Origin of the sequence: Hydrogenophaga sp. 2FB, assembly GCF_005503365.1 — a bacterium.
Taxonomy (GTDB): Bacteria; Pseudomonadota; Gammaproteobacteria; order Burkholderiales; family Burkholderiaceae_C; genus Hydrogenophaga.
The window spans coordinates 33,852-56,639 of the sequence record NZ_SCML01000024.1 but is presented as its reverse complement, the minus strand read 5'-3'; the positions used below and the strand labels follow the sequence as shown (position 1 = coordinate 56,639).

Genomic DNA, 22,788 nt, shown 5'->3' with positions numbered 1-22,788 from the left:
TGTCTCCTGGTTGTGGACGCGTGGGCGCCGTCCTCGTCATGCCGTCACGCGGTTTGCAATGCCACGTCCTTGCTCGGATTGATCAGGTATTTCTCGCCCGTCGCGTATCGGGCATAGGCCGATATGACCTCGGGCTGCAGGGCCTGCAGCAGCGAGATTTCCCGGGTGTACTGGTTGGCGAAGGTGGTCTTGACCTCGCGGGCGACGCGTTCCTTCAGTTGTTGCACGGCGGCGGGGCCGATCTTCTGCAGGAAGGGAAACAACAGCCAGCCGCCCATGCTCCAGGCCATGCCGAAGCTGCGCGTGAACGTCGTGGGACTGGTGTCCAGCCGTCCGTAAAGGTAGGCTTGCTTGTGCGTGGTGGAGCCATAGACGCTGTACGCCGTGGACTTCTGGTTCACCGCGGCCTCCATGCAGGAGAGGATCCGTCCGGCCAACTCGCCGCCGCCGGTGGCGTCGAAGGCAATGGTGGCGCCAGTCGCGGCGAGCGCCTGGACCAGCTCCTCGGTGAAGGTGGGTGCGCTGGAGTCGCACACATGCACGGCGCCGTCGGCCTTCAGGATGGCCGCTTGCGCCGGCCGGCGAACGATGTTCACCAGGCCCACCTTGTCTTTCACGCACAGCCGGTTCAGCATCCGCCCGAGGCTGGAGGCTGCTGCCGTGTGCACCAGCGCCGTGTGGCCTTCGCGCCGCATGGTTTCGACCATGCCCAGGGCGGTGAGCGGATTGACGAAGCAGGAGGCGCCCTGGGCGGCGGAGATGCCTTCTGGCAGCACCAGGCAGTCTTCGGCGCGCACGCACCGGAACTGCGTGTACATGGCGCCGCCGAAGACGGCCACGGTCTTGCCCAGCAGCGCCTGCGCGGCATCGGAGCTGCCTGCCGACACCACCACGCCCGCACCCTCGTTGCCCGGCGCCATGGATGCGTCCACCCGCGCGCTCACGGCGGCCATGGCCTTACCGGGGATGGTGGCCGTGAGGATCGGGTGATCCGCCGTGCCGGACATGCGTACCGTCCCAAGGTCGGCGCCTGCCAACAGGAGGCCGAGGTCGGACGGGTTGATGGGCGTGGCTTCCATGCGCACGACCACCTCATGGGGGCCTGGCGCCGGGGTCGGGAGACGGATCAGCGACAGCTCCAGCTCGCCGCTCTGGCGGACCAGCGAGCGCAATTGAAGACCTGTGTGGGGTGTGGGGGTGCTCATGCCGTGGTCTTTCTTCATGTGTGGTCGGATGAATGGATAGGGTGCTGAAGGCTTGTCAGGCCGCGGCCAGGCTTGCCGTTTCGACGGACTTGGACAGCACCGGCGCATCCTCGTTGCGCCGCCATGGCTTGGTTGGCTGGCCTGTGTTGATCGCCTCCATTTCCCGCCAGAGAATGCGGCGCAACATCGCGATGCCGCGGTCCGATGAGGCGAGTCGTTCGTTTGCACGGTCCGCGATGACGCCCTGTCCGACCAGGGTGACGTAGTCCTGCGCGCTGGTGAGGCAAATGAGGGGGTCCTCCGGGTACACGCCGGCGAAGAGTTCGTCGTGGTGGTCCGCGGCGTTGTAGCTCTCGCAGCCGGCGAAGTAGTTGCGCATGTCGGCATCGGCCGTCGGCGTGGTGCTCTCGACAGCAATCAGCGTCACGCGGTTCGTGTGCGTGTCGTCAATCGGCACCATGAAGTTCGACACCTCCATCCATGGCGCACCGGCCGTGAGCGGCGGGAGCGCCACGTGGTTGGCGTAGGGAAAGGTCCACTCGCTGATGCGGACATGCGAGGTCTCGCCTTCCGCGCGAATCGCGGTCTGGCGCACGCCGGCCAGCGTTTCCTCGTACCGCAGCTCCGGAACCGTGGTCGAGACCGCTTCGCCGAACACACCCACGATGCCGGTCTGGTGGGCGAAGCTCACATGCAAGGCATCGAGCGAGTTCTCCGCGTGCTGCAGCCAGTTGCAGGGCCAGACTTCATGGCGCTGGAACAGCATGACGTCCTTGCGCTCGAACACGGGCTTGCGCGGCAGATCGAAGACCGGTGGCTCGCCTTCCCCGAGGTAGGCGAAGATCAGACCGGCGTACTCGTGCACGGCGTAGGTGGTGACGCGAATGCCTGTCTCGCTGCCAGGCCGCTCCGCCGGCCGTTCCACGCATTGGCCGCTGGCATCGTATTTCCAGCCGTGGTACATGCAGCGCAGCGACTCGCCTTCGATCCAGCCGGTGTGCAGCTTCGTCAACCGGTGTGCGCATCGGTTGACCATCAGGTGCGGCGTGCCGCTCTCGCCCCGGTACAGCGCGAGGTCTTCGCCCAGCAGGCGCACTTCCTTGGAGGTGCCGGGCGCGATGGCGCTGGAGAGCTCGATGGGGTGCCAGAACTTGCGCAGCACTTTGCCCATCGGGGTGTGGGCCGACGTTTCGGCCAATGCCATCATCCGGTTGGCTACCCGCGCGGGGTCATGTTGGGTCACAGCATTCATGGTCAATCCTTCTTGTGGCACAGGGTGTCCAGGCGATTCACCTGGGCTTCGGAGTGACAGCCGCCATTTGGGCGACCGTCGATGAAAAAGGCGTTCACGCTGACGTCGGGTCAGGCGGCTGTCGGAACCGGGGCGGCGTGGAGAGCGCGCCGCAAGATCTTTCCGACGGTGGACTTCGGCAGTTCGGCAATGAACTCGACGTGCTTCGGCACTTTGTACGGCGCGAGGTTGTTCCTGCAATGCGCCACCACCTCTTCTTGCGTCAGGGTGCCGTCGGACGGGCGAACAATGAAGGCCTTGACCACTTCACCACTGCGCGCGTCCGGCATGCCCACCACCGCGCACTCCGCCACACCGGGCAGCCGGGCGATGACCTCTTCGATTTCGTTCGGATACACGTTGAAGCCCGACACGAGCACCATGTCTTTCTTCCGGTCCAGGAGCCGCACGAATCCCTGCGCATCCAGGGTGCCGATGTCGCCGGTGCGAAAGTAGCCGTCGGGCGTGAACGCGGTGGTGTTCGCTTCCGGCTGGTTCCAGTACCCCCGCATCACCTGCGGGCCCTTGACGCAGAGCTCGCCTTCCGAGCCGATCGGCAACGCGAGGCCTTGCTCGTCGGCAACGATGAGATTGGTGGAGGGGACTGGAAAGCCAATGGAGGCGGTGAACGCGGGGTTGGCCCACGAATTGATGGAGACCACCGGCGCGGTCTCGCTCAGCCCATAGCCTTCCAGAATGTGCCTGCCGCTACGGGCATGCCAGCCGTCCGAGACCGCACCCTGGATGGCACTGCCGCCACCGATGGCCAGCTTGATCCGGCGCAAGTCGATGTCGTCCAGCTGGGGCAGCGCGAGCAAGTTGCCGAACAAGGTGTTGACGCCGGTCACGACGGTGATCGCCTCGCCGGTGAAGGCGGCCACCAGTTGAGCGGGGTCGCGCGGATTGGCCACCAGCACGTTGCGTGCGCCGAAGGTGAGGAAGGTGAGGAAGTTCACCGTCAGCGCGAAGATGTGATACAGCGGCAGCGCCGTGACGATGGTCTCGCGGCCTTGCTCGACCGTGCCGCCCAGCATCGCGCGCATTTGCAGGACATTGGCGATCAGGTTGCCGTGCGTGAGCTCGGCGCCTTTGGAAACGCCGGTCGTGCCACCCGTGTATTGCAGCAGTGCCAGGTGGTCGCGGCTCAGCGTGGGTGCCTCGACGCGTGGCAGGGCAGCGCCCTGTTCCAGCGCCACCACAAATGGCGTCGCATGCAGGCCGGTCTCCAGGACCGGTGCGTCGCCACCGACGACCACCAGACGCTCGACGGACGTGCCATCGAGCGCGGCGCGTGCCACCGGCAGCGCCGTATGCGACACCACCAGCACGCGGGCGCCCGAATCCAGCAACTGGTGCCGCAGTTCCCGCGTGGTGTACATCGGATTGATGCCGACCTGCACGGCGCCCGCACCCAGGGTGCCGAGCAGCGTGATCGGGAAAGCCGATGCGTTCGGCAGCATGACCCCCACGCGATCACCCGGATGCACACCGGCGTCCATCAGCCAGGCGGTCCATGCACGCGAGCGCGTCAGCAGTTCGGCAAAGGTCAGGGATCCGTCGGTGGCGGCGATCGCGATGCGATCGGCGTGCGCGGCCGTCGTGCGTTCCACCAGCTCGATGACGTTGGTGTAGGCGCTGGTGTCAACCGTGGCCGGCGCACCGGGCGGGTAGCCCGCGAGCCACGGGCGGTCTGTGGAGGTGATGCGCATGTCGTCGTCCTCTTCTTCCATTGGATGGGGAGTGCGTCCACCAGCGACCACCAGCCGCAGGGTCCGCTTCAACGGTGGTTCAACATGGCGACGTTCAATCGCCCACACGGAGAACAATTTTTCCGACATGCGAACCGCTCTCCATCAGGCGATGCGCATCGGCAGCGCGCTCCAGTGGAAACACGGCATGCACGTTCGGAATGCAACGGCCGGCTGCCAGCGCGGGCCAGACCCGTGTCTTGAGATCGCTGGCAATAGAGGCCTTTTCCGCCGCACTGCGCGAGCGCATCGTCGAGCCTGTGATCGTCAGACGCTTCAATGCAATCGTCAGCAGGTTGACTTTCTCGGCGATCTCGCCGCCGAGGAATCCGATCAGGATCAAGCGGCCACCCTTGCCAAGCGCCGCGATGTTGCGCTCGTAGTAGGGGCCACCGACGATGTCCACCACCGCGTTGACGCCTGTACCGCCAGACCATTCCTTGACGACGTCGGCGAAGTCTTCGGTTCGAAAATCGATGGCCCGTTCTGCACCGTGGGCCTGCGCGGCTTTGCATTTGTCGGCGCCATCATCCGTGGCGAGCACGCGGATGCCGAACTCCCGGCAAAGCGCGACGGCGGTCGATCCAATCCCGCTCGTTCCGCCATGCACAAGGATGGACTCGCCGGAGGCGATGCCGCCCAGCTGAAACACGTTGGCCCAGACGGTGAAGTAGGTCTCCGGAATCGCCGCCGCACGCACCGGGTCGAGGCCGGCCGGCAGCGCCAAGGCCTGCGTGGCCGGCACGGCGCAGTACTCGGCGTAGCCGCCGCCTTCCGTCAGCGCGCAGATGGAATCGCCCAGGGAAAATCCGGACGCGCCGGCGCCGATCGCGACCACATCACCCGCGATTTCCAGGCCCGGTATCGGCGTGACGCCGGGTGGCATGGGGTACAGCCCCTGGCGCTGCAGCACATCGGGCCGGTTGATGCCGGCAGCTGCCACACGGATCAGGATCTCGCCGGGCCTCGGGTGTGGCACGGGCGCGCGCCGCGGGACAAGAACCTCCGGGCCGCCGGGCTCGCTGATCTCGATGTGAACCATGTCGTCGGGAATCAAGTGCTGCTTCTTTTGCATTTTTTTCTCTGGTGCATCTGTCATGGGGTGGGGAAGGTCATGCCTTCGACTCACTTCGCGTCCAGGAGCTTGAGGAACAACTCCGCTCTGCCCGTGTCCTCGCGAAGGAAAGATCCGAATGCCGCCGTGTCGAGGTAAGCGCTGGTGGCCCCCAGACTCTCGAACTTGGTTTTGACGTCCTCGTGGGCTGAGGCTGCCTTCACGGCGTCTGCCAGCCGCTCGACGGTTTCGGGTGCGGTGCCGGCCGGAACGTGGAACCCTACCCAGCTGTCGACACCGGCTTCGGCAAATCCGGACTCGGCCAAGGTCGGCACATCCGGCAGCGCATGCGAGCGGCGGACACCCGTTGTCGCGAGCACGCGCAGTTGACCGCCCCTGTGCAGGCTCAACGCGACGTTGAGCGGAATGACGCCCATGGCCAATTTGCCCGTGATCAGATCAGGAACGTAGGAGGTGCCGCCCTTGTACTGGACCGCCGTGAAGCTCACATTGCTGGCATGCTGCAGCAGCTTGGTGACCATGGTCTGGGGTGTGCCGAGGCCACCATCGACAACCGGCATGTCCGGCTTTTCCTTTGCGGCGGCGATGAAGTCCTTCATCGTCAGGCTCGGCGAAGAGGCGGGCACCGCCACAACATTGTGCGAGACAGCGAAGCGCGCCACAGCCGCGAAGTTGCGTGCGCTCCACGGGAGATTCTTCTCGACCACCGGATTGATGGTGAAGAATGACGCACTCGCCAGCAACGTCAACCCATCCGGCGGCGCCCGCATCACGACCGTGCTGCCGATGTTCGCGTTGGCGCCAGGGCGGTTCTCCACGATCACCGGTTGACCCAACGTCAGCGCCATTCGAGCGCCAACGATTCGGCTCATCACATCAATACCCCCTCCCGCGGCGTAGGGGACGATGATGCGGATGGGCTTGCTGGCGTCTACCGGTTGGGCGGAGGTGGCCAGGGCTGTCAGCGAGAAAGCCGCTGTCAGGAGGATGCGGGGCAGATAGATCATTCTGTTGTCTCCTTATGCGGGTTCGAGCGGTGCCGTGAGCGGTACGCCTGGCACGCGGATGCCATCCGGCCGACCGCGGGCCGTCAGGCCGTGGCGCTCGTTCATGAACGGCGGCACGCTGGGACCGTCGTCGCACGCGAGCCAGAGCCGCAGCAGATGGCGCCTGCGTTCGACTTCAGGCCAATCCTCGAACGACGTGCGCGAATGAAACACCGTGTAGTTGCTCACCAGCTGGACGTCGCCGGGTTGGAACGCCATGTCCAGATGCAGCTTGGGGTCCGCCGCCAGTGCGTCCAGGAAATCCATCGCTTCGATTTGCGCGGCGGTGAGTTGAGGGACGCCGGGGAGTGCCTGCGCCTTGATGACCGCACTGCGCACGTAGGTGGTGATCAACCGGCCTTCGTAGGGCGCAAAGATCGGCACGCAGTCGTACACCGTTTTGCCACTAGGCACTTCGCCCCAGCGGGTGTAGTGAAGGGGTTCGAGCAGCGTGAGGGCGAGATCGGGCCGGCGCCGGACCATTTCATTCCAGCACGTGGTCGAGCTCACCACCGATGACAGGCCGCCCGACCGTGACGTGCGCAGGCAGAGCAGGGCGACGATGTCGGAGGCATCGCAGTGGTAGTTGAGTCGCGCGCTGGTCTGGTATCCGCGAACTTCCGGGTCGACGTAGTTCAGACCGAGATTGGCGACGTGGCCCAGCACGTGCCCTTTGCCGTTTTGCGACACGGCCTCGCCGATGTGCAGGCCGATGCCCCAGTACGCAATCGCCGCCTCGCGCAGCGTGTAGCGCTCCACGGGCAGGCCGCGGATCAGGTGGAAGCCGCAGCCGTGCAGCACCTCGCGGCGGAAGTCGGCCAGCTTGTGAGACAGGGAGGGGAGCGCAAAGTCGTCGATGCCGATATCCAGGATATCGACCGCCGGGTCGATGCGTGCAACGGCGGCATCGATCTCGGCGATCTCGTCCGCCGACATCGTGTAGATCCAGTCCAAGCTCTTGGCCATGCTGGGCCCCGTCCAGGCTTGTGCGTTGTTGAAGAGCGGAAGCGTGTCCATGGTCCACATGGCGCCATCCGGTGTTGGGGTGTGTTGTCTCGTCACTTTGTGCTCCATGGGTGTCTTCAGGGCATTCCAGTATGGAAGGCGCAGATACCGAGGTCCAATTCAAAGTGGCGCATTCTTCATAACATCGCCGGTATGTGAAAACGGTCTTCGTCAGCCGGGTTTATCGCGGCTGCCACCTGTGTCGGTGCGTGGTCCGTGCGGGGCCACCCGCAAGTTTGATGTTGTCGACATGGAGAGAATTTGAACCTAGCATGCGCTGCAACGCTGAAAAAGCTTCGGGAGAAAGACCCACCCATGAACACATTCCACCTTGCCGATGTCCGGTCGCTGCTGGATGCGAGTGAGCCCGTGGTGGCGGCGGTCGAGCAGACGCTCGCGCGTGGTCACGGATGGTCGCGCACGGTCACGACGGTGACCGACAGGATCGCGATCACCATCGCCCGCGGCATCGTCTGCGGCCACCTGGCGCCCGGGAAACGCCTGCTCGAGAAGGATCTCTCAGAGGCCCTGGGCGTGAGCCGCGCGCCGATCCGCGAGGCGCTGCGCATCCTCGAGCGCGAGCGCCTGGTCGACTGCCAGGCGCGTCGCGGCTGCGTCGTGATCGAGCTGGATGAAAAAGAGGTGGTGGAGCTTTTTGCCGTGCGCAGTGCTTTGCACGAGATCCTCTTCACGCAGCTGATGGCCGAGCAACGAGGCCCACTGGCAAGCTTGATCGCGCAACGGCTCGGGCGACTCGATGAGGCGCTGCATGGCCCCACGGACCACTACACGGTATGCGGCTATTTGCTGCACATGTCGATCATTGACCTGAGCGGCAACCGGCTCGTGGCCGACCTGCTCCCCTCGATCGCGTTGCGCACACTGCGGCACCTGCGGCGCGGCCATGCCAGCCACCCGGCGTCGGTCGCACGCTCTATCCGCAACTGGCGGGCGATCCACCGCGCCGTACTGCTCGGCGACACGGCGCACGTACTGGCGCGGATACAGGAAAGGACGGAGGTGGCCATGGCCATGTCGCTCGACGCCGTGCGGCCACCGCGGCCGCGATGAGCAGTGCCCGATCCGTGACGCGCTGACCGGTGCGCCAGTGGGAGCGGGGTCAGCGATCGATGGGGTTCAACACCGAGACGCTGGGTCTGGCGGCCAACAACTGTGACCTCCGCACCGCGTTGAGCGATGCGGTCCTCGCATCGTCCGTGCGCTCCTGAATCAGCGACAGCACGCGCGCCGTGTCGCCGAGCATCACGGCGCGGTGGATCGCCCGCCAGCTGTGGAGGGAGCGCGCGACCGACGCCGGGTCGGTGGCATGGCCGCGCCGCAGGTGCCGCAGCGTGCGCAGCGCGATCGAGGTGAGCAGGTCGGCCACGAGTCGGTTGCCGCACAGGTTGACGATCGACAGGTTCAGCAGGTAGCTGCCCACTGCGTAGTGGTCGGACGGGCCGTGCTGCAACGTGTCGAGCTGCGCCAGCCGTTGCGCGATCGTGCTGGCGAGCTGTTCCCGTTGCTCGGCCATCAGTTGCGTGAAGAGGATCTCGTGCAGGGTGCTGCGCACGGTGAAGAGTTCCACCACCTCTTGTTCATCCGCCTCCACGACGACGCAGCCGCGGCGCGCCTGGAAGTCGACCAGGCGTTCGCGCTCGAGGATGCGCAAGGCCTCGCGGGTTGGTGCGCGGCTCACCCCCAGGGCGGCGGAGAGGTCCTTCTCGGGCAGGCGCTGGCCGGGCGTCAGGTGGTTGCAGACGATGGCACCGGCGATGGAGATCGCGATCCGTTCGGCCACCGGCGCGGCCGCGCGCGACCACCCGTGGCCGTGCGCGAGCGTCTGTTCGACCGCCACCACGAAGGGCTCGTCCGGGCCGAGCAGCGAGCGGACATCGGCAAGGTGGAACGGGTTCATGGGTCGGTCTTTCTCCCGAAACTTTTCGGCGGTGGTCTGCATGTTGAACTCAAATGTTTGTCATGTCGACAAAAATAAAATGTTCTGATATTCTCGCACCAACGGAACACCAACACCCTCTTTGTCGAGGGATCAACAGGAGACATGTGATGAAAGTCGAACAGCTGACGGCTTGTATCGGGGCCGAGATATCTGGCGTGAACCTGGGCGATGCGTCGCGCGATGCAGGCCTGTTCGCCGAAATGAAGGCGCTGCTGCTGAAGCACCGTGTCCTGTTCCTGCGGGACCAGGAGATCACACGCGCCGAACACGTGGCCTTCGCCCACCGCCTGGGTGATCTGGAGGACCACCCCGTGCTCAGCCGCGACCCGGAACACCCCGGCCTGGCGCGGATCTACCGCAGCGAAGAGAAGAACCCCTACGAAAACAACTGGCACACCGACGGCCTGTGGCGGCCGAACCCGCCGATGGGCGCTGTGCTGCGTTGCATCGAGTGCCCGCCGGTCGGTGGCGACACGATCTGGGTGAACATGGTCCAGGCCTTCACCATGCTGCCCGACGAGATGAAGAAGAAGATCGCGAACCTGCGCGCGATCTCGAGCATCGAGCACTCTTTCGGCTCCGTCATGGACGTGGAGGCCCGCCGCAAACTCGGTCGGGAGAACCCGCCCGTCGAACATCCGGTCGTGCGCACGCACCCCGAAACCGACGAGAAGATCCTGTACGTGGGCAGCTTCACGACCCACTTCGTCAACTTCCACACGCCCGAAAACGTGCGCTACGGCATCGACAAGAACCCGGGCGCGGGCCAGCTGCTGCAGTACCTGCAGAGCCAGGCCACGATCCCGGAATACCAGGTGCGCTTCAAGTGGCGCCCGAACAGCGTGGCGATCTGGGACAACCGCGCCACCCAGCACTACGCCGTGATGGACTACTGGCCGCAGCCGCGCAAGATGGAGCGGGCCGGCATCGTCGGTGACGTGCCGTACTGATGGACGCGTCCACACAAGAACGGCCAGCCGCAGCCCACCAGGACATCGACGCGGCGGCGCTCGAGCGCTACCTGGGTGAGCGGATGGCGGGGTTTCGGGGACCGCTGCGCGTGGAGCGCTTCAGCGGAGGCCAGTCCAATCCCACCTACCTGCTGGTGACCGATGGCGCCCGCTACGTCATGCGGACCAAGCCGGCGCCCGTTGCGTTGTTGCTGCCGTCCGCGCACGCCATCGAACGCGAGTTCCGCGTCATGCAGGCACTGGCCACCACCGATGTGCCCGTGGCCCGCGTGCACCTGCTGTGCGAGGACGAGTCGGTGATCGGCCGGGCGTTCTACATCATGGCGCACGTCGAAGGCCGTGTGTTGTGGGACCAGTCGCTGGCGGGAATGACGCCCGCCGAACGCACCGCGATCTACGACGAGATGCACCGGGTGATCGCCGCGCTGCACCGCGTTGATCCGGCGGCGATCGGCCTGGCCGACTACGGTCGCCCAGGCAACTACTTCGAGCGGCAGATCGCGCGCTGGACGCGCCAGTACCAGGCCAGCGCGATGGAGCCGATCCGCGAGATGGACGGGCTGATCGCCTGGCTGCCGGGGAACATCCCCGAGGGCGCGCGCGACCAGGCCCGGCCCGCGATCGTGCATGGTGACTACCGCCTCGACAACCTGATGTTCCACCCCACCGAACCGCGCGTTCTGGCGGTGCTCGACTGGGAGCTGTCCACGCTGGGCCATCCGCTGGCCGACTTCAGCTACCTCTGCATGTACGGGCACATTCAGCACGCGACCGAGCGCGGCATCGGCGGGCTGGACCTGGCGGCGCTGGGCATTCCCGACGAAGCCGACTGCCTGCGCCGCTACTGCGAACGCACGGGTCGCGCGGACGTGCAGGCCATCAGCGGCGACTGGAATTTCTACCTCGCCTACAACCTGTTCCGCCTGGCCGCGATCCTGCAAGGCGTGGCCCGCCGCGCCGTCGACGGCGTGGCGGCCAACGCCCAGGCGCGCGAAGCCGGTGCGCTGGCGCGGCCGCTGGCCGAGCTGGCCTGGACGTTTGCGTCGCGCCACCGCACATGACCCGACCCCTTCAGGAGACCCTTATGCACCACGACAACCGGAGATATCCATGACCCGACGGCGAATCGTGTTGATGCGCCACGGCGCGGTGGACTACTTCCGCGCCGATGGCACACCGGTGGAGAGCCACGGCGTGCCGCTCAACGCGCAGGGTCGCCTGCAGGCCGATGCGGCCGGCGCCGCGTTCGCGAAAGAGGGCGTGGTCATCGACCGTGTCGTGGTGAGCGGCCTGCCGCGCACGGTGGAGACGGCGCAGCGCGTGCTGGCCGCGGCCGGGCAGGGCGGTGTGCCGATGGACGTGGTGCCCGCTCTGGCGGAAATCAAGGGTGGCGCGCTGGCCGACATCACGGACGACCGGATCGAGGCCGTCTTCACCCAGCCCTTCACGACGACCCAGGACGTGGAGGCCCAGCGCTTCCTCGACGGGGAGTCGATCGGCGAGATGCTGGACCGCGTGCTGCCGGCCTTCGACGCGCTGCTGGCCCGCGACGACTGGGACTGCCTGTTGCTCGTGCTGCACGGCGGGGTGAACCGCGCGCTGCTGTCGCGTGCCCTGGCGGGCGGGCGCGCCTTCTTCGGTCGGCTGGAGCAGTCAACCGCGTGCATCAACATCGTGGACGTGGGCCCCAAGGACATGATCGTTCGGGCCACCAACCTGGCCCCGACGCAATGGTTGCACGCCCAGGAGCGGCACACGTCGATGGAGCGCCTCTTCGCGCAGTACGCGCGCACGCGCGAGCTGGCGGTCTAGCGAGTTAGCGCTTGCGGCCCTTGCTGGCCGCGGGCTGCGACTGCCGGATCGCCATGACGGTCAGGTCGAGAACGGCGCCGATCCGCTTGGTGGACATCTCGATGCTGAGCGCCACGTCCCGCTTCAACACCGCGGCGTGCAGCGCACGCCAGCGTTTGACCGAGCGCGGCACCAGCTCGGGCGAGGTCGCCAGGCCCAGGCGGACGTAGCGCAGGGTGCGCAGCGAGATCGCCTTGAGCTGATCGACCACGAGGTGGTTGCTGCACAGGTCGGCGACGGCCAGGTTGAACAGAAAACTCTGCACGGCGTAGGCCTCGGGCGTTTCGGTGGAGGCCTGCACGAGCAGCGGCAGGAACTGTTCGAACACGGCATCGAGGTCCTTGGGCCGGTCCGTGATCACCTGTTCCAGGAGGATGGCATACAGGGCCGTGCGCACCTCGAAGATGTCCTGAAGATCGCGCTCGTCGGGCGCCGTCACCGTGGCGCCGCGCCGCGCGCTCAGTTCCACCAGCCGATCGCGCTCAAGAATGCGGATCGCCTCGCGCACCGGGCTGCGGCTCACGTGAAGCACGTCGCTGATGTCGGTTTCGAACAGCCGCTGGCCCGGCTGGAGCAGATCCAGCGCGATCAGGCCGGCCAGGCGGGCGGCAATCTGTTCGGCAATCGGGGGTGATGCGTGCGCGCCGTCGCCCCGCAGCAGGGCCTGCTCGACGGCCATCATCAGGCCGTTCTTGGGCATCAGCAAGGCCGACAGCGCATGCGAACGGCTCTCGGCCGTCTCATCGGGTTGCGGCTTGGCGGCGGGCGAGGAAGGAGTTTTGGCGGGCATGCGGCTCGCATTATCGCAGTGCCCGATGGCCCGGATTTCCAGCGATGACGCGGTTTATAAATTAATGTCGACAATGATAAAATAAACGGATATCCTTCGCACGCATACATGAAGGAGACCAACATGAGCTTGCGTATCACGCCCCTCACGGGAAACGTCGGTGCCTCGGTCGAAGGCATCAACCTCAACGAACCCATTTCACCCGAGGTGTTCAGTGAACTGAGCGCCGCGTTCCTGAAGTACTGCACCCTGGTGTTCCGGGACCAGTTCATCGGTCCCGCCGCGCAGGTCGCCTTCGCGCGCCACTGGGGCGAACCGGTGGTCACTGCAGGGCTCAGCAAGCTGCAGATGGCCGAGCACCCGGAGGTCATCCAGATCACGAAGATCCCGAAGGCGACCTCGTCCACCGAAGCCTGGCACTACGACAGCCCCTTCACCGCCGTGCCGCCCAAGCTGTCGATCCTCTCGGCGCAGGTGGTGCCGAACGGCGGCGACACGATGTGGACCAACCAGTACGTGGCGTACGACCGCCTTTCCGAAGGCATGAAACGCATGCTCGCCGGCGTGCGGGTGCGCTTCCGTGGCGTGCGCCTGGCGCGCATGCAGGGCATTCCGGACAAGGACATCGCCTGCGCCGTCCACCCGCTCGTGCGCACCCACCCCGAAACCGGTGGCAAGGTGCTCTACATCGCGCAAAGCGACAACATCGAGAGCTTTGACGGCATGACGCCGGAGGAGACCCGGCCTTTGCTGGACTACCTGTACGCGCACTGCACCCAGCCCGACAACATCTACCGCCACATGTGGCGCGCGGGCGATGTGGTGATGTGGGACAACCGCTGCACCATGCACTACGCGGTGCACGACTACGGCGAACAGGAGCGCGTGCTCAACCGCGTCACGCTCAAGGGCGAAGTGCCGGTCTGAAAACCGCCGGGTCCTTCACGCCGTCCCGGCTGCGACCGCGTCCCTGACGACCTGTTCGGTGAGATGGGGTGCGATCAATTGAATGAAGTCGTAGGTGAAGTTGCGCAGGTAGCTGTGGGCGCGTACCGCCAGACCGGTGGTGGAAGAAGGGAAAAGGTGGCTGGCATCGCGCGCCCGTAGCCCCTTGTCGTCGCGGGACGAGAAAGCCAGCGTGGTGACGATGGCAATGCCCATGCCCAGCTTGACGTAGGTCTTGCTCACATCGGCGTCCAGCGCGCCAAATACCACGTGGGGCTCTATGCCGGCCTTGCGGAATTCACCCAGCACCGCGCCATTGCCGCTGTGACCGTGGGTGATGAGCGGGTAGCGCGCCACGGCTTCCAGCGTCAACTTCTTCAGACGCAACACGGGATGCCCGGTCGGCGCGACCAGGCTGCGCCCCAGGTTGAAGCAGGGCAAGACCACCAGATCGGAAAACCGCTTGCCCGAATCGGTGCCGATCCCGATGTCGGCGCCCCCTGCATCGACCATCTCTCGGACACCCATCGGGCTTTCTTGCCGCAACTCCAGCCGCACCTGCGGGTGCAGTTTGGAGAACCGGGTGATCACGTCGGGCAGCACATAACGCGCATGGGTGTGGGTCGTGGCCACCGCCAGCGTGCCGCCCGAGGACTGCGAAAAGGCATCGCCCAGACGACGCAGCCGCTCCGCGTCGGCCAGCATGCGCTGCGCGATGGCCACCACTTCGCGACCGGGCTCGGTCACGCTGACGATGCGGTTGCGCTGCCGATTGAAGACCTCAAAGCCCAGTTCCGCCTCCAGCAGCTGGATCTGGCGGCTCATGCCCGGCTGTGACGTGTGCAGCATTTCTGCCGCGGCCGTGATGCGATTCCCGTTGCGGTAGGTCTCCAGGACGTATTGCAGCTGTCTGATCTTCATCGTCGTCTTTCTCCATCACCAACAGGTCTGACGCCATGCCGCACAGGTCTTTTACGTTTCAGTGGCCCGCACCTAGAGTTCGATCGCAAGGGGCCGGTGGCGGTCCCCGACTTTCAAACAAGGAGACTCTTAGTGCAAGCGAAAAGTATCACCGAGCAGTTGGCTCACCATATCCACGGCGCCATGGCGGGACCCGCTCCGGCACCCGAGGTCGTTCACGCGGTGGAACGCCTGCTGCTGGACAGCCTGGCCTGTGCACTGGGCGCCCACCGGTCGCCCGCGGTGCAGGCCGGTCGGCGCTGGGCCAGCAAGATCGCCGGTTCGCCTGCCTGCACGATCCTGGGCAGCGGGGCGAAGTCTTCGGTGCTGGGTGCGGCCATGGTGAACTGCATGATGGTGCGGGACCTCGACATGAGCGACACCTACTTCTCCGTCAATCCCGCTCATTCCAGTGACAACATCGGTACGTGCCTGGCCGTGGCGGAAGCGGAGAACAGCGCTCCGATGGACGTGATCAAGTCCATCCTGATCGCTTTTGAAGTCCAGATGCGGTGCTGCGAATTCACCAGCAGCTCCTTCTTCAAGACCCTGGGGTGGGACCAGACAACGCTGGTCACCATCGCCAGCGCGGCCGCAGCCGGCGCGCTGTTGCATCTGGACGAGGCACAGTTGGCACAGGCCTTGGCCATCGCGGGCTGCTATCCCACGATTGGCGAAGTGCGCGTGGGGCAGATGTCCATGCTCAAGGGGGCCAGCGCGGGGCTTGCCGCGTCCCGCGGCATCGAGGCGGCCTACCTGGCCCAGGCCGGGATGACGGGTCCGCGTGAGGTCTTCGAAGGAAAACGGGGTCTGTCCCGGCAGGTCTTCGGGCCTTGCGACTGGAGCGTGCTGACGGCGCCTTTCGATCGCTGGCGCCTGCCAATCACCTGCCTCAAGCGCTACCCGGCGGCCTACATCATCCACAGTTCCATCGATGCCACCTTGTCGCTGGTCAAGGAATTCGCCATCGATCCCGCGCACGTGCGCCGCGTGCAGGTGGACGCTTTCGAATGGCTGATGGAGGACATGGTGCATGGCATGGGCGGGACCTCGCGCTACGAGATCGACGAGCGCGAGACGGCCGACCACAGCTTGCCGTATGCCGTGGCGGTTTCCCTGGTCGACGGCACCTACGAGATCGGCCAGTTGATGGCCAAACGCTGGGATGCGCCCGAGGTGCAGGCCATGATGGCCAAGGTCGAATGCGTGCACGACAAGGCGATGGACGCCCGCTTTCCGCCGGACAGGCCCACCCGCGTCACGATCGAGCTGCAGGACGGCCGCAGTCTGGTGCGGGAGTTCGCCTATCCCAAGGGCGACTACCGCGACCCCTTCAGTGACGAAGACATCACGCAGAAGTTCATGACGCTTTCGGCCGGCGTTCTGAACGAGGCCCAGCAACGCAAGGCCATTGCCGCCGCGCTCGGGTTCTCCCGGTCCAGCCTGGGCGAATTGCTGGCCGCCTGCGTGGCGCGCGACTGACAACGGCCCCACCGCCGCGTCCTGCAAGACCGGTGGCGCGATGCCGCCGGCGCGGGCGCAAGCCCACATCAACAGAACGGAGACAGACATGAACCATCGTTTCGAGACCCGGCGCGGCCTGCTGGCCGGGGGTGCCGCCTTGGCCACCGCGTCGTGGCTTCCCCTTGAGGCGCTTGCTCAGCAGGCCAGCTTCCCGAACCGACCTCTGCGCCTGGTCTCCGGCTTTGCGCCTGGGGGCGCCACGGATGTGGTGGCTCGGGTGATTGCACAGAGCCTCACGGATGCCTTCGGGCAGTCCGTCGTGGTGGAGAACCGCCCCGGCGCGGCCGGCAACATCGCCGCGGAGTATGTGGCGCGCTCGGCCCCGGACGGGCACGTGCTGTACCTCAACAATGCCACCATCGCGATGCCGTCGATGTTCCCCAAGCTGACCTTCGACGTGAAGAAGGATCTGGCGCCGGTGGTGCTCATCGCGTATGGCCCCTCGATCCTGGCGGTGAACCCCAAGCTGCCCGTGCGCTCGGTGCGCGAACTGATCGACTATGCGCGGCGCAATCCCGGCAAGCTCGACTATGCCTCCGGCGGCATTGGCAACATCACGCACATGGCGATGGAGCTGTTCCTGTCCATGGCAAAGGTGCAGATCAAACATGTGCCCTACAAAGGCGGCGCGCCCTCCACCACCGCGGTCGTCGGCGGCGAAGTGCCCATCCTCATGTCGGCCATTACCTCCACGCTGGGTCATATCAAGCAAGGGACGCTGGTGCCGCTGGCGGTCACCGGCAGCGAGCGCACCAAAGCGCTGCCGGACGTGCCCACCATCGCCGAGGCAGGCCTGCCGGGCTACCAGGCCAGTTCCTGGTACGGGGCGCTGGCGCCAGCCGGGACGCCCCAGCCCATCATCGACAAGCTCAACAAGGCCATCGTCGAGGGCATGCAACGCGCCGAACAGCGCGAGCGCCTGATCGCACAGGGCATGGACCCGGCCGGAGGCCCACCGGAGGCTTACACACGCCTGATCCACAGCGAGATCGACAAGTGGGCGGCGATCATCGCCAGTGCCGGCATCACGGCAGAGTGAATCCGCCGCCGTTGTTGTCTATTGCGCCGTCCACCCCCCATCGACGAAGATGGTGCTGCCCGTCACCAGCGAGGCCGCTGGCGAAGCGGCGAACAGCACCGCGGCCGCCACCTCGTCGGGCTGTCCGACGCGGCCGATGGGAATGCGCGAGACCACGCGCTCGGCGAAGTCGGGGCTGGCCATGCGGTCGGCGATCATGGGCGTCTCGATGATCGTGGGCGCGATCGACACCACGCGAATCCCCAGCGGGGTGAGTTCCAGCGCCGTGGCCTTGGTCAGGCCCTCCAGCGCATGCTTGGCCATGACGTAGACGCTGCGCAGCGTCTGCCCCACGTGGCCCATCTGTGACGTCATGTTGATGATCGCGCCGCCGCGCGCGGCACGGTCCGGGTGTTCGAGCATCTTGCGAGCCGCCGCCTGCGCGACCAGGAACATCGCCCGCACATTCAGGTTGAGCAGAAAGTCCAGCCGTTCCTCGCTCACGTCGAGGAACGGCTCGGGGGTGTTGGTGCCGGCGTTGTTCACCAGCACATCGAGCACCGGCATGCTGGCCACCACCAGGCGCACCGCCGCCGAGTCCGTCACGTCGCAGGCCACGGCGTGAGCGCTGCCACCCTCGGCGCGGATGCGGGCGGCCACCTCGTCGATCTCGTCAACGCTGCGCGCCATCAGCCACACGTCGGCACCGGCGCGCGCCAGCGCCACGGCGCAACTGCTGCCGATGCCACGGCCGGCACCGGTGACGAGTGCGGTTCGGCCTTCGAGCGAGAAAGGATCTGCAAAGCGGGAGGAGGTCATGGGAGGGCGGTTGTCCGGGTGGTGGAGGAAAGTTCAATTTATCACGCGACATGTTGCATGTCGACATTAATCGTGTATAGTGACTTCACACGACGTGATTTCCACCCCCAACCCAGCTCTTCAGGAGACAACCCCATGAGCGACTTCCAAGCCCGCTTCGACCGCCTGGCCGGCAAGATCATCGACTTCCGCCTGCGCCCACCCACTGGCCCGTACCGCACCTTCTTCACGCCCAACGTGGTGGGCAACGTCAACCGCATCATGGGTCACGCCGTGCCCCGCTCGTACGCCATCTCCACCGAGCCATGGCCGCATTCGGAAGACCGCGCGCTGGACGCGCTGGTCTCCGAGATGGACTCCGTGGGCGTGCGCCTGGGTTTGATGAACGGTCGCCACAACGTCAACCGGCCCGTGCCGGTGCACATCGAAGACACCGACCTGCAGGCGCTGACCGCGCGGACCAACCGCCGCCTGCTGGGCCTGGCCGGCATCGACTTCGACAAGCCGATGAAGGAGATCCTGGCCGGTATCGAGGTCGCGGTGAAGGAAATGGGCCTGGTGGGCGTGTGCCTGGAGCCGGGCCTGGCGCGCACACCGATGTACGCCGACGACGAAAAACTGTTCCCGCTGTACGAGCGCGTGGCCGAGCTGAACATCCCGCTGTTGTTCATGACCGGCCCGCTGGCCGGCCCCGACATCAGCCACACCGACCCGGTGCGCTTCGACCGCGTGGCGCGTCGCTACTCGACCATGCCGGTGATCCTGGGCCATGGCTGCTACCCATATGTGAACGAAGCCGTGGCGCTGGCGTTCAAGAGCGACGTGACCGGTCTGATGAACGTGTTCGTCTCGCCCGACGTGTACGCCTTCGCCCCTGGCGGCCAGGCCTATGTGGACGGCATCAACTGGTTGCCCAAGCGCTTCATCTACGCATCGGCGTATTCCTTCTTCGGCGTGGACGACTCGGTGCGCGACACGCTGAACCTGCCGATCAAGGACGAAGCCCTGGACGACTACATGTACCGCAACGCCGAAGCCATTCTTCGCAAAGTCCCGGGAGCACTCGCATGAACACGCAGATCCGCATGAAGCGCCATCCCAAGGGGATGGTCACGCCCGAGGACTTCGAGATCACGAAGTCCGATCTGCCCGAACTCAAGGAAGGCGAGGCGCTGGTGCGCAACCAGTACCTGTCGCTCGACCCGTACATGCGTCCCCGCATGGACCCGATCCGCTCGTACGCCGAGCCGCTCAAGCCCGGCGAACTGATGCCCGGCGGCACGGTGGGTGAGGTGATCGAGAGCCGTGAGCCCGCGCTGCCCAAGGGCACGCTGGTGGCCGCCGGCCTGGGTTGGCAGCACTATGGCGTCATCAACAAGACGACGGCGCGCGTGCTCGACCCCGCCATGGGTTCGACCTCGGCCGCGCTCGGCGTGCTGGGCATGACCGGCGTGACGGCGCACTACGGCCTGCTGGAACTGGCCAAGCCGAAGGCGGGCGAAACCGTGGTGGTGACCGCCGCTTCGGGTGCCGTGGGCGGCGTGGTCGGCCAGATCGCCAAGCTCAAGGGTTGCCGCGTCGTCGGCATTGCGGGCGGCGCCGAGAAGTGCCGCTACGTCGTCGAGGAACTGGGCTTCGATGTATGTGTGGACTACCGCGCACCCGACTTCGAAGAACAACTGGCCGCGGCCACGCCCAACTACGTGGACGTGCTGTTCGAAAACGTCGGCGGTCCCATCCTGGATGCGGTGCTGCAGCGCATTGCCGACCATGCGCGCATCGCGCTGTGCGGCAACGTCAGCCAGTACAACGCCAAGGAGCCCTACGGCGTCAAGGGTCTGCGCCAGTTGCTGATGCACCGCGTGACGGTCTACGCCTTCGTGATCGCCGACCACCGCGAGTACTGGCCCAAGGCCCTCGGCGAGCTGTCGGTCTGGCTGAAGGAAGGCAAGATCAAGTTCAAGGAAGACGTCGCCGACGACCTCCTCAACGCGCCGGATGCGTTCATCCGGATGTTGACGGGCAAGAACTTCGGCAAGCAACTCGTCAAGGTGGGCTGAACATGATGAAGGCGGTCTGGTACGAAAAGCAGGGTTCGGCGCAAGAGGTTCTCATCTACGGTGAGATCCCGACGCCCACACCCGGGCCGGGTGAAGTCCGCGTGCGCTTGAGCGCATCGGCGGTGAACCCGGCGGATGCGAACCGGCGTGCCGGCCGCCTTCATGCGATGGAGTTCGCGCAGATCATTCCCAACAGCGACGGCGCCGGTGTGATCGACGCGGTCGGCGAGGGTGTGAGCGCGCAACGTGTGGGCGAACGCGTGTGGGTCTACTTCGGCCAACGCGGCCGGGCCTTTGGCACCGCCGCGCAGTACATCTGCCTGCCCGAGGAGCTGGCGTGCCAACTCCCGGACCACATCAGCGACGAGGAGGGCGCCTGCCTGGGCATTCCCGGCATGACGGCTTACCTCGCCTTGTTTGACGAAAACCCCATCCAGGGGCGCGTGGTGCTGGTCACCGGCGGCGCGGGTGCGGTGGGTCACTACGCGGTGCAGCTCGCCAAGTGGGGCGGCGCCAAAGTCATCGCCACCGTGAGCAGCTCCGAGAAGGCCGAGCACGCGCGCCGCGCCGGTGCCGATGCCGTGGTGATCTACACCGCCGCCGATGCCCTGCAGCAGGTGCGCGACGCGGCCGGTCCGCAGGGCGTGCACCGCATTGTCGATGTCGACGCGGTGGCCAACAGCGATCTGGTGATGAACGTCGCCAGCGAGGGCGCGACCTGGGTGTCGTACGCGATCGGCCCGAATGCCGTGACGGCGCTGCCCTTGTCGAGCGTCATCCGCAAGAACCTGCGCTTGCGCGGCCTGTACCTGTCCGGCCTGTCCGCGGGCGTGCGGCGCGAGGCGCAGCTCGGGGTCCAGCGCTGGACCCGGGAGACGCCGAATGCGATCCACAGCGTGGACCAGCGTTTCCCGCTGCAAGACACGGCGAAGGCCCACCTGGCTGTCGAAGCGAAGAAAAAGATGGGCACCGTGGTGGTGCTCTGCGACGCGTCCGCCACACCGAACTGAACGAGGCTTGCATGAAGATTGGAGTTCCCGCCGAAACGGCAGCGGGTGAGACCCGTGTGGCCGTGACCCCGGAAACGGCGAAGAAATACGTGGCGCAAGGCCACACCGTGCGCGTGCAGTCGGGCGCCGGCGTTGCCGCCAGCGCGACCGACGCGGCCTACACGGCCGTCGGTGCAGAAATCACCGACGCCCCCGGCGCGCTCGGTTGCGACCTGGTGCTCAAGGTGCGCACGCCCAGCGACAGCGAGCTCGCGCAGATGAAGTCGGGCGCGACCGTGGTCGGCATGCTCAACCCCTTCGACGCTTCGGGCCTGCAGCGCATGGCCAGCGCGGGGCTCACCGCCTTCGCACTCGAAGCCGCACCGCGCACCACGCGCGCGCAGAGCATGGATGTGCTCTCGTCGCAAGCCAACATCGCCGGCTACAAGGCCGTGATGCTGGCCGCGCACCACTACCAGCGCTTCTTCCCCATGCTGATGACGGCGGCGGGCACGGTCAAGGCCGCGCGTGTCGTGATCCTGGGCGTCGGCGTGGCCGGCCTGCAGGCGATTGCCACGGCCAAGCGCCTGGGCGCGGTGATCGAAGCGTCCGACGTGCGCCCGAGCGTGAAGGAACAGATCGAGTCCTTGGGCGGCAAGTTCATCGACGTGCCGTACGAGACCGCCGAAGAGAAAGAAGCGGCCGAAGGCGTGGGTGGTTATGCCCGCCCGATGCCCCCGAGCTGGCTGGAACGCCAGAAGGTCGAGGTGGCCAAGCGCGTGGCCCAGGCCGATGTGGTGATCTCCACCGCGCTGATCCCCGGGCGTGCCGCGCCGGTGCTGATCACCGAAGACATGGTCAAGGCCATGAAGCCCGGCAGCGTGATCGTGGACATTGCCGCCGGCAAGGGCGCGGACGGCGTGGGGGGCAACTGCCCGCTGTCCGAGGCCGACAAGACCGTGGTCAAACACGGCGTGACCATCGTGGGTGAAACCAACCTGGCGGCCATGGTGGGCGCCGATGCGTCCGCGCTGTACGCGCGCAACGTGCTGGACTTCCTCAAGCTGGTGCTGCCCAAAGACGCCACGGCGGTGCAGGTTCCCATGGACGACGACATCGTCGCTGCCTGCCTGATGACCCACAACGGTGAAGTGAAACGCAAATGAACCGAGTAATGCTGCGCGCGAAACTGCATCGCGCAACCGTGACCGAAGCCGACCTGCACTACGAAGGTTCCTGCGGGATCGACGAAGACCTGCTCGACGCCGCCGACATGCGCGAGTTCGAGAAGATCGAGCTCTACAACGTCAACAACGGCGAGCGCTTCTCCACCTACATCATCAAGGCCGCTCGCGGCTCGGGCGCGATCTCGCTCAATGGCGCGGCCGCGCGCAAGGCGCATGTGGGCGATCTGCTGATCATCTGCACCTACGCACCGGTCGCTGACGACATGGTGCCCCACTGGAAGCCCAGCGTGGTGCTGCTCGGTGAGGGCAACCGCATCTCCGAAATCAAGAAAATCTGACGCGAG

Annotated in this window: 22 protein-coding genes; 12 read left to right on the top strand and 10 right to left on the bottom strand. The window is 66.1% G+C overall.

All coding sequences use genetic code 11. The features are described from left to right. Window positions 1-44: 44 nt before the first annotated feature. The 6 genes from FFS09_RS15515 to FFS09_RS15490 form a co-directional block, all read right to left on the bottom strand. Window positions 45-1,223: a zinc-binding dehydrogenase gene (locus FFS09_RS15515; protein ID WP_252374386.1), complete on the bottom strand. Its 1,179-nt coding sequence runs from the start codon at window positions 1,221-1,223 to the stop codon at window positions 45-47. Between the two features lie 37 nt (window positions 1,224-1,260). Next, window positions 1,261-2,457 carry a Rieske 2Fe-2S domain-containing protein gene (locus FFS09_RS15510; protein WP_252374385.1) on the bottom strand — a complete coding sequence of 399 codons (1,197 nt, stop codon included), beginning with the start codon at window positions 2,455-2,457 and terminating at the stop codon, window positions 1,261-1,263. Window positions 2,458-2,567: 110 nt separating this feature from the next. After that, entirely contained in the window at window positions 2,568-4,205 is a 1,638-nt protein-coding gene (locus FFS09_RS15505) for an AMP-binding protein (RefSeq protein ID WP_137919796.1), read from the bottom strand. A gap of 94 nt (window positions 4,206-4,299) precedes the next feature. Next, window positions 4,300-5,286: an NAD(P)H-quinone oxidoreductase gene (locus tag FFS09_RS15500; RefSeq protein ID WP_212745110.1), complete on the bottom strand. Its 987-nt coding sequence runs from the start codon at window positions 5,284-5,286 to the stop codon at window positions 4,300-4,302. 83 nt (window positions 5,287-5,369) lie between these two features. Further along, window positions 5,370-6,326: a Bug family tripartite tricarboxylate transporter substrate binding protein gene (locus tag FFS09_RS15495; protein ID WP_137919795.1), complete on the bottom strand. Its 957-nt coding sequence runs from the start codon at window positions 6,324-6,326 to the stop codon at window positions 5,370-5,372. Between the two features lie 12 nt (window positions 6,327-6,338). Continuing rightward, window positions 6,339-7,427, bottom strand: a complete 1,089-nt coding sequence (locus tag FFS09_RS15490; protein WP_252374384.1) for a TauD/TfdA family dioxygenase — start codon at window positions 7,425-7,427, stop codon at window positions 6,339-6,341. 258 nt (window positions 7,428-7,685) lie between these two features. Here FFS09_RS15490 and FFS09_RS15485 point away from each other — a divergent pair, with 258 nt between their 5' ends. Beyond that, window positions 7,686-8,441 (top strand): GntR family transcriptional regulator, encoded by a 756-nt coding sequence (locus FFS09_RS15485; RefSeq protein ID WP_137919794.1) that lies wholly within the window; start codon window positions 7,686-7,688, stop codon window positions 8,439-8,441. A gap of 49 nt (window positions 8,442-8,490) precedes the next feature. Here FFS09_RS15485 and FFS09_RS15480 read toward each other — a convergent pair whose 3' ends face one another. Further along, window positions 8,491-9,288, bottom strand: a complete 798-nt coding sequence (locus FFS09_RS15480) for a GntR family transcriptional regulator (protein ID WP_212745109.1) — start codon at window positions 9,286-9,288, stop codon at window positions 8,491-8,493. Between the two features lie 149 nt (window positions 9,289-9,437). Between FFS09_RS15480 and FFS09_RS15475 the strand changes: the two genes are divergently transcribed. The 3 genes from FFS09_RS15475 to FFS09_RS15465 are packed head-to-tail and all read left to right on the top strand — an operon-like array spanning window position 9,438 to window position 12,113. Next, entirely contained in the window at window positions 9,438-10,280 is an 843-nt protein-coding gene (locus FFS09_RS15475) for a TauD/TfdA dioxygenase family protein (protein WP_137919792.1), read from the top strand. After that, entirely contained in the window at window positions 10,280-11,362 is a 1,083-nt protein-coding gene (locus FFS09_RS15470) for a phosphotransferase (protein ID WP_137919791.1), read from the top strand. The genes FFS09_RS15475 and FFS09_RS15470 overlap by 1 nt, the downstream gene beginning before the upstream one ends. A gap of 49 nt (window positions 11,363-11,411) precedes the next feature. Further along, a complete protein-coding gene (locus tag FFS09_RS15465; RefSeq protein WP_137919790.1) occupies window positions 11,412-12,113 on the top strand; it encodes a histidine phosphatase family protein in 702 nt (233 codons plus the stop codon). 4 nt (window positions 12,114-12,117) lie between these two features. Here FFS09_RS15465 and FFS09_RS15460 read toward each other — a convergent pair whose 3' ends face one another. Then, window positions 12,118-12,942 carry a GntR family transcriptional regulator gene (locus FFS09_RS15460; RefSeq protein WP_137919789.1) on the bottom strand — a complete coding sequence of 275 codons (825 nt, stop codon included), beginning with the start codon at window positions 12,940-12,942 and terminating at the stop codon, window positions 12,118-12,120. Between the two features lie 123 nt (window positions 12,943-13,065). Between FFS09_RS15460 and FFS09_RS15455 the strand changes: the two genes are divergently transcribed. Then, window positions 13,066-13,869, top strand: coding sequence for a TauD/TfdA dioxygenase family protein (locus FFS09_RS15455; RefSeq protein WP_137919788.1), 804 nt, complete (start codon window positions 13,066-13,068; stop codon window positions 13,867-13,869). Between the two features lie 15 nt (window positions 13,870-13,884). On the opposite strand, the gene FFS09_RS15450 is transcribed toward FFS09_RS15455, so the two are convergent. Further along, complete coding sequence (locus FFS09_RS15450) at window positions 13,885-14,808, bottom strand: LysR substrate-binding domain-containing protein (RefSeq protein WP_137919787.1); 924 nt, start codon at window positions 14,806-14,808, stop codon at window positions 13,885-13,887. A gap of 132 nt (window positions 14,809-14,940) precedes the next feature. On the opposite strand from FFS09_RS15450, the gene FFS09_RS15445 reads away from it, so the two are divergent. Next, window positions 14,941-16,329: an MmgE/PrpD family protein gene (locus FFS09_RS15445; RefSeq protein ID WP_137919786.1), complete on the top strand. Its 1,389-nt coding sequence runs from the start codon at window positions 14,941-14,943 to the stop codon at window positions 16,327-16,329. A gap of 88 nt (window positions 16,330-16,417) precedes the next feature. Next, window positions 16,418-17,410, top strand: coding sequence for a tripartite tricarboxylate transporter substrate binding protein (locus FFS09_RS15440; RefSeq protein ID WP_171020042.1), 993 nt, complete (start codon window positions 16,418-16,420; stop codon window positions 17,408-17,410). A gap of 18 nt (window positions 17,411-17,428) precedes the next feature. Here the strand turns inward: FFS09_RS15440 and FFS09_RS15435 are convergent, their stop codons facing one another. Beyond that, window positions 17,429-18,208 carry an SDR family NAD(P)-dependent oxidoreductase gene (locus FFS09_RS15435; RefSeq protein ID WP_137919784.1) on the bottom strand — a complete coding sequence of 260 codons (780 nt, stop codon included), beginning with the start codon at window positions 18,206-18,208 and terminating at the stop codon, window positions 17,429-17,431. A gap of 135 nt (window positions 18,209-18,343) precedes the next feature. On the opposite strand from FFS09_RS15435, the gene FFS09_RS15430 reads away from it, so the two are divergent. From FFS09_RS15430 to panD, 5 genes are read left to right on the top strand one after another with little or no spacing between them, the layout of a single operon-like run. After that, complete coding sequence (locus FFS09_RS15430) at window positions 18,344-19,279, top strand: amidohydrolase family protein (protein WP_137919783.1); 936 nt, start codon at window positions 18,344-18,346, stop codon at window positions 19,277-19,279. Continuing rightward, window positions 19,276-20,268: an NADP-dependent oxidoreductase gene (locus FFS09_RS15425; RefSeq protein ID WP_137919782.1), complete on the top strand. Its 993-nt coding sequence runs from the start codon at window positions 19,276-19,278 to the stop codon at window positions 20,266-20,268. The genes FFS09_RS15430 and FFS09_RS15425 overlap by 4 nt, the downstream gene beginning before the upstream one ends. 2 nt (window positions 20,269-20,270) lie before the next feature. Next, window positions 20,271-21,278, top strand: a complete 1,008-nt coding sequence (locus tag FFS09_RS15420; protein ID WP_252374383.1) for an NADPH:quinone reductase — start codon at window positions 20,271-20,273, stop codon at window positions 21,276-21,278. A gap of 11 nt (window positions 21,279-21,289) precedes the next feature. Then, the gene (locus tag FFS09_RS15415) at window positions 21,290-22,423 is read left to right on the top strand and encodes a Re/Si-specific NAD(P)(+) transhydrogenase subunit alpha (RefSeq protein WP_137919781.1); all 1,134 of its coding nucleotides are present in this window, start codon (window positions 21,290-21,292) and stop codon (window positions 22,421-22,423) included. Next, a complete protein-coding gene (gene panD, locus FFS09_RS15410) occupies window positions 22,420-22,782 on the top strand; it encodes an aspartate 1-decarboxylase (RefSeq protein ID WP_137919780.1) in 363 nt (120 codons plus the stop codon). Before FFS09_RS15415 ends, panD begins: the two co-directional genes overlap by 4 nt. Window positions 22,783-22,788 lie beyond the last annotated feature (6 nt).